Annotated in this window: 7 protein-coding genes; 2 read left to right on the top strand and 5 right to left on the bottom strand. The window is 60.8% G+C overall.

What is annotated here, in order from left to right; translation table 11 throughout:
* Nucleotides 1-7: 7 nt before the first annotated feature.
* The gene (locus ACYQ11_RS16860; RefSeq protein WP_459924983.1) at nt 8-778 is read right to left on the bottom strand and encodes a lipase secretion chaperone; all 771 of its coding nucleotides are present in this window, start codon (nt 776-778) and stop codon (nt 8-10) included.
* A 65-nt stretch (nt 779-843) separates the two neighbouring features.
* Nucleotides 844-1,926 (bottom strand): esterase/lipase family protein, encoded by a 1,083-nt coding sequence (locus ACYQ11_RS16855; protein WP_459924982.1) that lies wholly within the window; start codon nt 1,924-1,926, stop codon nt 844-846.
* Nucleotides 1,927-2,217: 291 nt separating this feature from the next.
* Between ACYQ11_RS16855 and ACYQ11_RS16850 the strand changes: the two genes are divergently transcribed.
* Together ACYQ11_RS16850 and ACYQ11_RS16845 are read left to right on the top strand one after the other, a co-directional pair.
* Nucleotides 2,218-3,615, top strand: coding sequence for a sigma-54-dependent transcriptional regulator (locus tag ACYQ11_RS16850; protein WP_459924981.1), 1,398 nt, complete (start codon nt 2,218-2,220; stop codon nt 3,613-3,615).
* Nucleotides 3,615-7,994 carry an ATP-binding protein gene (locus tag ACYQ11_RS16845; RefSeq protein WP_459924980.1) on the top strand — a complete coding sequence of 1,460 codons (4,380 nt, stop codon included), beginning with the start codon at nt 3,615-3,617 and terminating at the stop codon, nt 7,992-7,994. Before ACYQ11_RS16850 ends, ACYQ11_RS16845 begins: the two co-directional genes overlap by 1 nt.
* A 48-nt stretch (nt 7,995-8,042) precedes the next feature.
* Here ACYQ11_RS16845 and ACYQ11_RS16840 read toward each other — a convergent pair whose 3' ends face one another.
* The 3 genes from ACYQ11_RS16840 to ACYQ11_RS16830 are packed head-to-tail and all read right to left on the bottom strand — an operon-like array spanning nt 8,043 to nt 12,584.
* On the bottom strand, nt 8,043-8,783 hold the full coding sequence (locus ACYQ11_RS16840) for an outer membrane lipoprotein-sorting protein (RefSeq protein ID WP_459924979.1): 741 nt from the start codon (nt 8,781-8,783) through the stop codon (nt 8,043-8,045).
* A 28-nt stretch (nt 8,784-8,811) separates the two neighbouring features.
* Nucleotides 8,812-10,221, bottom strand: coding sequence for a hypothetical protein (locus tag ACYQ11_RS16835; protein ID WP_459924978.1), 1,410 nt, complete (start codon nt 10,219-10,221; stop codon nt 8,812-8,814).
* Nucleotides 10,218-12,584 carry an efflux RND transporter permease subunit gene (locus ACYQ11_RS16830; RefSeq protein ID WP_459924977.1) on the bottom strand — a complete coding sequence of 789 codons (2,367 nt, stop codon included), beginning with the start codon at nt 12,582-12,584 and terminating at the stop codon, nt 10,218-10,220. Before ACYQ11_RS16830 ends, ACYQ11_RS16835 begins: the two co-directional genes overlap by 4 nt.
* Nucleotides 12,585-12,676 lie beyond the last annotated feature (92 nt).

Genomic DNA, 12,676 nt, shown 5'->3' with positions numbered 1-12,676 from the left:
GACGCCATCATGTTTCCTCCTGACCGTGTGGAGGGGCAGGGGACGTTTCGGACAAGGCGTCTGCGGTGGCGTGCGCCGTACGGGACATGATGCGGTCTTCGTCTTGTTCTTCCGTTTCGAAAAAGGCCCGGATCATGTCCGGGGGCATGCATCGCCGCCGAAGGTCCCGGCGTTGTTCGATACGCTGTTTCACGCGGTCGGCGACGGTGAGAAGCCCGCCTTGTTGGTCCCCGCTTTCCCGGTGAAGGGCCCTCAGTCCCTCCCTGTAGGCCCGGTACGCCTGCCAGACCTGCCGGGCCTGGTCTTTCGCCTCCGGAGGAAGCGTCAGATCGATGTACTCCTCGATCCTGGCGGCGCAGAGGTCCGGTCCTTCCAGCCGCACGGCGGCGAGGAAGAAATCGAAGAGGCGACGGGTATCCCGGTCGACGATCAACCGGCCCCCGGCGTCCACGGTCAGGGCGCCGTCGAACCCCACGTCGGACAGATGGTCGGGCAGGGGGCCGTAGGCAGACAGGGCGTTGTAGTCCGCAACCGATTCAAGAACCACGGGCTCAGGCGGTGGAGAGACGTGCGACGGAACCCCGTCACCGGGCCCAGGGGGGCCGGAAGGCGACGGGTCCGATGGGACCGCCGGCCCATGGGGCATGGGTAGACGAAGGGCGGTTTCGGGTTCGGGCATCGGCGTCGGTGTCGATACCGGAAAAACGGTCATCACAAGGCCGCAGGCCAGGATGGCGCCAAGGACGGCAAGACGGATCAGGGTGCGCTGGGTCATCATACCATTTATTCTATCATCGGGTTTTATGGAAACCGGAGACGGGCCTTGCCGCCTCCGGGCTGCGGTCATCGGCCGGCCTGTTGAAGGCGCTGGGCATGAAGCCGGAAAATCGTCCGGGGATCTTCGGCGTCGGGATGGATCAGGCCCAGGGTCTGGTTGATTTCATCGATGTGGTTCCAGTAGAACGATTCGCAGATGACCGTGCCGAACCGCGCGCTGGTCACGGGGATGAAGCCGTCGGCATCGTTTTTAAATCCCTGGGACGCATTCATCTCCCGGGTCACCAGCATGGCCAGGTCCGCCGGATCCCAGGCCGTGCCCCATTCGGTACCGACATTGCCTGTCCAGGAATAATATAAAACGGCTTCGGGGTCGTCGGGACTCATGGCCCGGCCCAGGCCGTCGCCGGCCGGGGCCCCGTGGGACGCCGCATCTTCACCGTAGGGCCCGTGGGATTCGGGCAGCCCGGCGGAGGGAAAAGCCTCGTTGAAGGCCGCAATGGCGTTTTGGGAAAAATCCTGGAACACGTCCGCAGACCGCTGGTCCCCCAGGTAGGCCATCATGCCGGTGGAGATCAGGGCCATGAAATTTCCCGAGAGATCCAGGCCCAGGGTCATCAGCTGATTGAAAAAACCGGTGGGGTTGTCGGTGTAGAAATCGGCCACCGGGGTGCCCCGGTGAGGACCGGCGATGGTGGTCAGCGACGCGATGGGGTTGACGGCCGAGGCCTCTTTGGCCTCTGTGGCCATCATGGCCACGGCCTGCCTGGCCGTGGTGGCGCCGTGGCTGTGGGCGATCAGATTGACCTTTTCATACCTGTTTTTCGTCATCAGCTCCGTCAGCTTGGCTTTCAGGTCCATGGCCCGGTCGGTGGTGTTCTGCCAGGGGTTCAGGACGATGACATGGGTTTTCTGGTGAAAGGGCCTGTGGGTGAACAGGTTGGGGCTGTAAGACGACTCCTCGATGGCCTTTTCGATACCGTAAAAATAATCGATCCCCATTCCGAAGACGTTGTGAAAATCAAAGACGCCGGGAACAAGGACGATGGGGTAACGGGTCCAGGTCCGGCTTTTGGGACCGGCCTCGACGGAGGCGACGGATATGACAAGGAACAGGACGATGAGAGCGGGTAAGGTTTTTCGGAACATCGGGTGTCTCCTTCGGGCAGTAGGGGCCTAACGGCGTTGGATAAGAAAAACATTGTATACATTTTCAAATTCAATTATAGCAAAGGGTGTGCCGCGTGGGGGTAGGCATTCAACCTGTCGATTATATTTGCAATTTCTTTTTCGGCGGGGAGTACTTTTTATCACGGAAGTTATAAATCCGGTCCGAAATCCGGTTGTAAGGCCGCATCGTCTTTAAAAACAGCAGGATATCCGGACTATAACCAGAGTTATCGTTTATTGGAAAAATCATAGATGATTTCGGGAGAACCCATGAAGAGCCCCAGGCGCCCCATCGTCGTGGCCGACGATATCCGAACCAACCTGTTGTTTATCGGCAGCTGCCTCGAGGAGGCGGGCCATAATCACATTGTCACCTGCCAGGACAGCTCCGCCCTGATGGACTGCCTGGATCGCAATCCGGCGGAAATCCTCCTTCTCGACCTGCGCATGCCCGATCCGGACGGCATCACCCTGTTGCCGAAGATCCGTCAGGCCTTTCCCGACGTGCCGGTGATCATCGTGACGGATGTGAGCGATGTGAAGACCGCCGTGGCATGCATGCGCGAAGGCGCCTTCGACTTCATCACCAAGCCGGTGGACCGGGATCTGTTCCGGATCACTGTCGAGCGGGCCCTTTCCTTCCGGAACCTTGCCAGGGAAAACAGGGAGCTGAAAAACCCGGTACTCACCAAAGGGGACCTGAAACATCCCCAGGCGTTTGCCTCGATTCTGACCCATGACCCGGATATGGTCCGGATCTTTCATTACATCGAAGCCGTGGCCGAATCTCCGGAACCGGTTTTGATCACCGGCGAAACCGGGGTGGGCAAGGAACTGGTCTGCCGGGCCATCCATCATCTGAGCGGTCGTACGGGAAAACTCGTTGCGGTGAACGTGGCCGGGCTGGACGATGCCGTGTTTTCCGACACCCTTTTCGGCCATGTGTCCGGCGCCTTTACAGGGGCCGACAAAGCCCGGAACGGATTGGTGGAAACCGCGGCACACGGTACCTTGTTTCTCGATGAAATCGGAGATCTGTCCGGACCGTCCCAGGTGAAACTGCTCCGCCTGCTTCAGGAACGGGATTACCTGCCCCTTGGCATGGACACGCCCCGGCAGAGCACGGCCCGGATCATCGTGGCCACCAACGAGGATCTGTGGGCCCGTCATGCCGAAGGGCGGTTCAGAAAGGATCTGATTTATAGGCTCAACACCCATCACATTCACCTGCCGCCCCTGTCCCGGCGCCGGGGGGACATTCCCCTCCTGCTTGATTATTTCATCGACGAGGCCTGTGATCGGCTGAATGCGGCCCGGCCGCCGGTCTCACCTGAGGTGCTCACGCGCCTTGATACCTACCCGTTTCCGGGCAATGTCCGAGAACTTCAGGCCATGGCCTTCGATGCCGTCAGCCGAAGCGGCGGTTCACGGCTGGAGGTGCGCCATTTCAGCCGGTATCTCGATGCGTCCGGGCCCGGTCGCGGTGCGAAGCGTCGCGACCGGCTTCAGTTTCCCGAGGTGCTGCCCACCATAAGGGAGGCCACCGACCTGCTGGTGATCGAGGCCATGAAACGATCGGGGGGACGGCAGACCCCGGCGGCGGCCATGCTGGGCATTTCCCAGCCGGCCCTCAACAAGCGGTTGAAAAATTTGAACTGGAAATCCTGATGGCCGGTATCACCGCAAACCGTGGAAGGTTGGACCGCATCCTGTTCACCGTGATTCCGTCCGCCCTGGCCGTCCTGGTCTGGCTTCCCCCCTGTCTGGGCCTTTTGTTTTTTTTCCTGTTCCGGGGGTCGCTCTTTCATCCCCATGCGCTTGACCGGCTGTTGCCCACGGGGATTCCGGCCTTGGTTTCCACGCTGGTCTGCCTGGGATTGGCGAGTTTCTGTTTCCGCCAGGGCAGCCGGAGGGTCCAGACCCTGGTGTTCGGGGGCGTCTGTGCCCTGTGGGGGCTGATGTGTCTTGATCTGGTCTTCCGGTTCATCCTCCGGGACCCGAAGACGGCCCTCTGGCTTATCCGTCTGGATCACGGGTTTCTGGTGATGCAGGTGGGGCTGTGTACCCATCTGTTCCATTCGTTTACCGGATCGTCGCGGCGTCTGGTCCGCCTGGCTTACGCCATCAGCCTGATCTATCTGCCCCTCACCCGCTCACATCTCTACCTGACGGGTGTGACGGTCTATCCCTGGGGCATGGCCGCCTCACGGGGAATCCTGTTCGATGTTCTGATCGTGCTTGCCCTGTCGACGGTGTTGTCCGGATGCGTCATCCTGATCCGCAACCTCAGGCGCATGCCTTCACGGGCCGGAGACGGACGGCGCGGGCGAAACGCCGTCGTTCTGGCGGGAGGGCTGGCCATGGCCGCCTGCGGCCTGTCGAACCTTCCGGCCATGATCGGGTATGATGTGTTTCCCTTCGGGTCGTTCATGGGACTCCCCGTGATGATCCTGGCCTATGGGGTGTTTCGTTATGACGTGGTCCGGATCAATCTGTATTCCCGCCGCAGACTCTGGCACGGCGTGGTCATCGGGCTCACCTGGGGGGGATATGCCCTGCTGGCTGCGGCGGTCGGGATCACCGTAAGGACCGTGCCGCTCGACATGGCGGCGGCACGGGTTGTGCCCGCAGGTCTGCCGCTTTTGCTGTCCCTGTCGGTCTGCGTGTTTTTTTCGGTGCTGTCCCTGAGGGTTGATCCCTCTCTGGTGGGGTCGCGGCTGTTCGGGCTGATCTGCCTGGTTTTCGCGTTTTTGAGCACGGATATTCTGCTGAACAGCCTGGTGACCGATGCCGAAACCGGCCTTCGGATCAGCCGCCTGAACCATGCATTTCTGGTGATGTGGCCGGGCCTTTACATCCATCTGGTGTCCCTGGTCTGCAAGCGGCCGGACGTAAGGCCCCTGGTCCTTTTTTATTACATCCTGGGCGCCGTGTTCGCGCCGTTGACCCAGAGTCCATGGTACCTGAGCGGCACGGTTCGCTATTCCTGGGGATTTTTCGCCCAGCGGGGCCCCCTGTTCGATCTGTTCTGTCTGCTTTCGGTCCTGAATTTTCTCTACTGCCTGGGCCTGTTCGCCGAGGCGAGGCGTCGGGAGATCCGAGCCGTGGACCGGCAGCGCCTGACCCTCTTCGCCCTGGGCCTGGGTGCCCTGGGCCTGTTCGCCGTGGGCAACCTGCCTGCCATGAACGGATATGATCTGTATCCGGCGGGCAATTTCGCCTTCGTTCCCATCAGCCTGTTCGGCTATGCCATGTTCCGCAAGAATCTGAAGGATGTAAGGGTTCTTTTGAGCCAGTCGGTTTACCTGATCGGTATCCTGGGGTTTCTGGTGCCGGCGGCGGGTCTCGCGGGACGCCACGATTTTCGAACCTGGTCCCGGGGGAGTATCCTGTGGGCCCTGGGTTTCGGGCTTGTGATGTTCGCCGTTTACAAACGGGTCCTTGTTCGGTTTCTGGCCCTGGTGCTGAGACGACAGGACAGGGCCCTTGACCGCTGGTACGAACGGCTGACGGATCGGCTGTCCCGCGCCCGGTCCCTGACGGATGTGGTGGGGTTTCTGGCCGATCCCCTCTTTCAGGGCCTGGGGGTGTTCCGGTACCTCGTTGTCATTGACGATCCTGGGTCATCGGGTCTTCGTTTCTTCGAGGAAAACCATCCCGACGCGAGGGCCGGGGGGGGCTCTCCCATGGGGCGGCTGTTTCCGCAGCGCCTGTCGGACCATCCCCTTCGTCCCCTCATCGACAGTCGGGGCCGGGTGATCACCCAGTCCGTCCTTGAGGCCTGGGTCGCCGACGGCAACCTCACCCTTGGGCCCGATGATCCGATACGGACGGCGGACGTCATTCAGCCGGTGCATTCCGACGCGGCCCTGATCGGGCTGATTCTGTTTTACGGCAAGGAGGACGGGTCCGTGTATTCGCTCCGTGAAACGGAATTTATCGGCCGGATGGGGCTGATTCTCGGGCCCTGCATCGAAAACGCCCTGCGGCTCGAAGGTCTGGAGACGGAGATCGACCGGCGGACCCGGGATCTCAAAGGGGCCCTGGATGAGATCACCCGGATCCACCGGTTCATCCGGGATGCCAATGCCAGTCTTAATCCGGACGACATCCTCGGCGTTCTGGCCCGGAACCTGCCTTCGGGGTTTCCCCTGGATACCCTGCTCATGCTGATGGTGGACGGCCCCATGGACCGGCTGTCGGTGTCGGCGGTTCACAGCCGTGAAGCCGATCCGGAACGGACGCGACGTCTGATGGCCCTGTCGGTGTCCCTTGACGACCTTTCGTCCTGGGCCGTGGGCTGCGTCCGGTCGGGCAAGCCGGTGTGTCGCAGGGCGGATGAGGAGCAGCCGGTGTTTGAATCGGCCGTCCACGGGCTGGTGCCGTTTACGACCATGCTGATCTTTCCCATGGAACTCGGCCGGGATGTGATCGGAGTCATTGTGTTCCTGTCGGATCCCCGGCCGTTTGAGGCTTCGGCGGCAGATATGGACAGGCTTCAGGGCGATGTGGCCCGGGTCGCTTCGGCCGTCAACAACGCCCGGCTGTACGAACGCGCCGAAGCGGCGGCCCGGGCGAAAAGCGAGTTTCTGGCCCGAATGAGTCACGAGATCCGGTCGCCCTTGACGGCGGTCCTGGGCATGGGCGAGCTTCTCGCGGGAACGCCCCTTTCGGATCACCAGGCGCGTTGCGTGGATATCCTGACCAGTGCCGGCGGCCTTCTGTTGTCCGTCATCAACGACATCCTGGATTATTCCCGACTGGAGGCGGGCCGGGTGACGCTCGAGGTTCTTGACTTCGATCTGCACCGCCTGATGGAGGATCTTACGGGCATCGTCGGCATTTCAGCCGGGAAAAAAGGCTTGACCGTGTCCCTGATCCGCTCGGACGATCTGCCCCGGCGGGTCAAGGGGGATCCCTTCAAACTGGCCCAGGTGATCATGAACCTTCTGGATAACGCCGTGAGGTTCACGGAAACGGGGGGCGTGACGCTTTATGGTGCTCCTGTAGGTGACGATCGCGTGCGGCTTGCGGTGGAAGACACGGGCATCGGCATGACGGCGGAGCAGATGGCGGTGATTTTTGACCGGTTTACCCAGGCGGAGTCCTCGACCACACGGCGGTTCGGCGGGACGGGTCTGGGCCTGTCCATCAGCCGCAAACTGGCCGAGCGGATGGGGGGCACCCTTTGCGTGACCTCGCAGCCGGGGCAGGGCAGCCGTTTCGAGATGACCGTGCCCCTGCCCGCGGCCGGGGACGGGGCCGTGGACGCCGTGCCGGTGATCCATGCCGAACGGTTCAGGCTCAAGTCCGCCTTTGCCGAATCCCTGCCCGCCATGCCGGAGCCCTTGTCACCGAACGCGGCGGCCCGGCGTATTCTTTTGGCCGAGGATCTGGCTACCAACGTTCAGGTGGTCCGTCTTTTCCTGGAATCCCTGCCGGTTCGGTTGGATGTGGCGCGAAACGGGGCCGAGGCCCTTTCCATGGTTCAAAAAGAACGATACGACCTGGTTTTGATGGACATTCACATGCCGGTGATGGACGGGGAAGATGCCCTGCGGCACATTCGTGATTGGGAGCGGCGTGAGGGGCACCCGCCGGTGAGGGTGGCGGCTCTGACCGCCCAGGGGCCCGACGAAACGGGCCGGCGGTTCCTGGCCGGGTTCGACGCCCTGCTGCCCAAGCCGTTCAGCCGGTCGGACCTGCTCCGGGTTCTGGGCTTTGACGACCGTCCCGCTTCAAGCGAACCGGCCGCCGGGGTAACGGCCGTCGATCCGCGGTTCCTGCCGCTCCTCCCGGAGCTGATCGCCGAAATCACCGAGGCCCTGGACACCATGGCCCGAGCCCTCGGCGACGCTGATTTTTCGACAATTCTGAGACTGGCCCACGGCTTCAAGGGGGCCGCCGCCAACATGGGACTGACCGCCCTGAGCGACCGGTTCCGGATGCTTCACGCCCAGGGGCTCGCCCGTCGGCCGGACCTGATTCGGGCCGCCTTCGACGCCATCCGCTCCGACCTGTCGGATCTGAATGCCACTTTTTTGTGACATCCCACGGGACCGTCAAAACGTGACTGAACGATTCCCGCGGATCACTTATCGCAGGGCCTCCTTGTTGAAGCGGGCGGGCGGCATGTCGGTGTTGTACGTGATGGAGTCAGGCACCAGTTCGGTCCATTCGTCGCCGTCCTTTTCGATCATGCGCATCCGGTGGGCGGTGAGGATGCCGTCCACCGGACGGACGTCATGCATCTCGAGCCGTTTGAAGGGTTTTCCTTTGGCGAAAAATTCCACCTGGAGGATGAAAAAATCGGAAGTGCGTATGCACAGGATCAGTTTGTCGTACACGAGGGCGTCCTTTTTTTTCACAACCTCGATCCGGTAGCAGGGCTCTCCGAGAACCGTACCGTCAGGCAGGCGGGTGTAGGTATAATCGTCGATGTTGCGGGGTGACAGATCCTCGTAGCAGAAATGGGAATTCACGAAGGATTTTCCCTTGGACGAGGAGGAGATGCGCTTGACTTTGCCCGAGGACATCATCAGCCACTGGTCATCCTCCGTGTCCGGATGGGTGTGGGTGAGCAGTTTGATCCGGGAGGGCCGGGTAAAGGAAAGCAGGGTTCTTGTGTCGTTTTGGGCCATCTCCATGGATTCCAGGGTGAAGGCCTTTTCGGTGGACGTGCCCTTGGAATGGATGGTCATGGTCACGGTGCTTTCGGCGGTTTTGGGCCGGGGCAGGTTATCGCTTTTTTCGACGATGTCCCTGGCCGTGAGGGCCGTCGCCGGGGCCGTGGTGAAAAAAAACAGGAACAGGATGGGAAACAGGCGGTTTTTCATGGGTATTCCTCCGTGTGATGCATGGGGATCAAAAGAGATAACGCAGGGACCACACCACGCTGTCGTTGGTCCGGTAATAGTAAAACACTGAGGCGGTGTCGTTTCTTGCCCGGGATGCTCCGTCGATACGGATCCATCCGAGGCTGGTCGACAGGCCGTTTTGAAAATCGTAGGTGACTTTGGGCCAGAGGGTGCCGCCGGATTTACGGACGTCCCACAGGCCGGACAGGGACAGGGACACCCGTCCGTCCAGATAGCTGTCCTGGAGCCTCACGCTCAACAGGTTGCTGAGGATGGGCGGGACGAACCCGTTTTCAAGGTACCGTCCCCGATACCATTCCACGGTCAGCACCGTGTCCCCGTCATGGCCGTCAAGGAGTTTGTAAAGGGGAATGAAGTAGTTGAATCCCAGGCTGACGGCGATGAAGGGGGAGGTGTCCATGGTGTAGGGCAGCGTCACGCTTGCCGAACCCTGGGTCGACTGGTCGAGAACGGCCGGTTTGTCGGCGGTGAAGGCCGCTTCCGCCTGGATCACGAGATCGCCTATGGCCCGCGAAACATCCGCGCCCAGGCGGGAAATCACGCCGGAGCGGGGCTCGACCAGAACACAGACACGCCCGTCCTCCCCGATCACCGTCCGCATCGGCACAAACTGCAAGTCCGGATCAGGTCCGTGGTAAACGCTGGCGGACGTGTCGGCCCCATAAATCGTTGTGGTCAGGCGCGCCCCCCAGCCGATGTTCGAAAAACGGGCGGCAAGTTTTTGGGGATCGTCGAAGAGGATGGGGAGGCTGTAGTTGTCAAGATCGATGGCCCAGTAACGGTCCCGGACGGGCAGGATGCCGGGGGTGTGAACGGGGGCCATGACCATCTCCAGGGTCGACCGTTCGAAAAATACCATGCCGGACAGGGAAAAGACCCCCTCCCTGATTTCATCCTCGTCTCTGAAAAAAAACTCGCGCATGTCATGGGGGTTGAAGCAGGCCGTCGGATTGAGCACGTCCGCCGTTCCCCATCCGTAGATCTGGTTGCCGACCCGGAGACGGAAGGCCGTGTTTTCGTAATGGACATAGCCTTCATTTATCGAAAGCTCGGCGGCGTCTCCGGTCACCGTCAGGTTGCGCGACACATCGGTTTTTTCGCGGTACGCGTGATCGTCCCGGTGGTTTCGGGCGAAGAGGCCCGAGGAAAGGTACAGGTCCGGCGCCAGGTACACGTGAAAGGTGTCCGTTCCGTATCGGACCTCGAGGTGTCCCCGCAGTTCGGTTTTCTTGTGGGCGCTGCGGACCGACGGGGCGTTTTCTGTCTGGTAGAGGGTTTCGATATCGACAAAGCCCTGGGGCGCGGATGCAAGGTCGCCTGCACGGACCGCGGGCGAAACGAGGAGACCGAGAAGCATCACCGCCGGGGCAAGGCGTTTTGAAAAACCGGTCATCATTCCGCTTCCTCGGCAAGGGCCGGATGCCAGGCGTCGGCAGGTGAGGCTTCGGTTTTCTTTGTGCGGGCTCTGAACGAGGGTTTGACGATCATGATCAGGGCGGGAAGAATGAACAGGTCTCCCAAAAGGGCGAAAACCATGGCCATGCCGGCCAGGGCGCCGAAGGCGATAATGGGCTTTACCGATCCGGTGGTCAGGACGAAATAGGCGATGGAAAGAACCACGGAGGTCATGACGATGGGTTTGCCCGTGTCCCGGAAGGTCTTGATGACGGCCGCACGGGTATCAAGTCCCGAAAGGGCGTTTCGCCGGAACCAGGTGATAAAGTGGATGGTGTCGTCCACGGCGATGCCGATGGTCACGCTGGCGATCATGATGGTGGAACCGTCAAGGGGAATGCCGAACCATCCCATGATGCCCAGGGTGACCAGGATGGGAAACAGGTTGGGAACCATGCTGAGGACGGTCAGGCGAATGTTCTTGCACACAAAGTACATCATGATGAAAATCAGGACAAAGGCCGATCCGAAACTCCGGGCCTGACTGATTTTGAGGTTGCGGTCCATGGTTACGTAAAGGGTTGACATGCCCGTGTGGGTGAAGGACAGCCGCTCCCCTAAAAGGGGGGCGATCGTTGTGTCCATGTACCGGTTGAATTCCTTGGATTTTTCGGTGGACCCGAAGCGGGAGGCGAAGGACATCCTTGCGTCCATGCGGTCAGGCGACAACACCCGCCTCAGGATGTCGGTATCGCCGAGCTCGTAATAGTCGAGCACATCCAGGCGGTCATGGGGAAGGGCCCCGTCGTCAGTCTGTTTCGGGTTGAAGGCCCGGTGGATTTCCCGGACGTAGTCGACGGCGGAAAAGGCGCTGGTGAACTGGCCGTCCATGCGCGTCAGGATCATGTTCTGGACGCGGGCCAAAAGCGCAAGGCTTTCCGGGTTAGTGAAGTCATGGTCGGGGCTGCCGGCATGGAAAACCACTTCCACCGGGACGGTCCCCCGCAGGGTCTCTTCGATGAATGCGATGTCCTGTTTGAGCGGGTTGTCATCCTTCAGATAGCTGACGAAATCGGTTTCGAACCTGAGTCTTATGATGCCTGCGGAGGTGACCACGGCAATGATGAGGAAAAGGACGGCCACGGCGGTATGGTGGGTGGTCACCAGGCGTCCCAGCATGTCCAGGGCTCTCACGGCAAGATCCGGCCCCTTTGAAGGCCGGCGACGCCTTTCGCCGGCCAGCCCCTTGCCAAGGCGTTTCCGGAAGATCATCAGCAGCACGGGCAAAAGCACCATGGTCATGAAAAAGGCGATCATCACGCCGATGGACGTGAACACCCCCACTGTTTTGACGGGCCGGACCGTGGTGGTCACAAAGGACAGGTAGCCGATGCCCGTGGTCACGCTGGTGAACAGGCAGGGGAACCACAGGGAACCGATGGATCGGGCCACGGCCTCGCGGTGGTTGCCGCCGTTTTTGACGTAGCTTTCTTTGTAGAACGATAGAATGTGGATGGAGTCGGCGATGGAGATGGCCAGAAGCACCGGGGCGATGATGACGGTGACGGTGTTGATGCTTTCCCCGCACATGATCAGAAGACCGATGCCCCAGAGCACGATGACCGTGATGTTGAGCTGGCCCAGGAGGGAAAGGGTCATGTTGCGGAGCAGCATGTAGACCACGAAGATGATGATGAAAAAGGTGATGGGCGTGAATTTCAGATTGTCCGATCCGGTGAGCCCCTCGATTTCGACTTCCAGATAGGGGCCCCCCGAATAAAACAGCGTCACCCTGCCTCCGGCCACGGCTTCAACCCGGTCGCGCAGGGTCTTGAGCAGGGCGTGCTTGGTCTCGTTGGACGACATCGGGGTAAGTTCGATCATCACGGCCGTGGTGGTTCCGTCGGCTGAAATCAGGTTTCCCACCAGCACCGGATGGCTCAGGGCCTCCCGTCTTATCTCGGCAAGACGGCTCCCGGTCAGGGGGGCATCGGCGGGGATCAGTGTGCGGAATTCCACGGTGTCGTCGTCGCCCTGAGCCACCTCGGTTTCGGTGAGGCTCATTACGTTTTCAACGCCGGGAAGGGCGAGGGCCGTTTCCGAGATGCCCCGGATGAGCCCGATGGCCTCAGGGGTGAAGATGTCATCGGCCCTGAACACGATGGCTGCCACCTCATCGTTGCCGTATTGTTCCTGAAACTGACGGTAATACGCAACCACCGGGTCATCCGAATCGAAAAACATGGTGACATGGTTGTCGTATTTCTGTTGGGTATAGAAATAGGCAAAGGGCACAGTCAGAATCAGCAGGCAGATGCCCACCAGCACATAATGCCTGACGATTCGGTCAATCCAGATGTCCATGCGGTTATCCCCGGCAAGCGAGCGTTGGAAAACATGCCGGACATCGTGTGTGCCCGGCGCGGAAGAAGCACTCTGGGAATTGAATTTTTTTT

The sequence above is a fragment of the Desulfatiferula olefinivorans genome (assembly GCF_054657895.1).
The sequence above is the reverse complement of the archived record's forward strand: the minus strand, read 5'-3'. Positions and strand labels throughout refer to the sequence as shown.

Coding starts and splice junctions, on each gene's coding strand:
- ACYQ11_RS16855 (WP_459924982.1), bottom strand. CDS start 1,926: ATGTTCCGAAAAACCTTACCCGCTCTCATCGTCCTGTTCCTTGTCATA.
- ACYQ11_RS16845 (WP_459924980.1), top strand. CDS start 3,615: ATGGCCGGTATCACCGCAAACCGTGGAAGGTTGGACCGCATCCTGTTC.
- ACYQ11_RS16840 (WP_459924979.1), bottom strand. CDS start 8,783: ATGAAAAACCGCCTGTTTCCCATCCTGTTCCTGTTTTTTTTCACCACG.
- ACYQ11_RS16830 (WP_459924977.1), bottom strand. CDS start 12,584: ATGGACATCTGGATTGACCGAATCGTCAGGCATTATGTGCTGGTGGGC.
- ACYQ11_RS16835 (WP_459924978.1), bottom strand. CDS start 10,221: ATGATGACCGGTTTTTCAAAACGCCTTGCCCCGGCGGTGATGCTTCTC.
- ACYQ11_RS16850 (WP_459924981.1), top strand. CDS start 2,218: ATGAAGAGCCCCAGGCGCCCCATCGTCGTGGCCGACGATATCCGAACC.
- ACYQ11_RS16860 (WP_459924983.1), bottom strand. CDS start 778: ATGATGACCCAGCGCACCCTGATCCGTCTTGCCGTCCTTGGCGCCATC.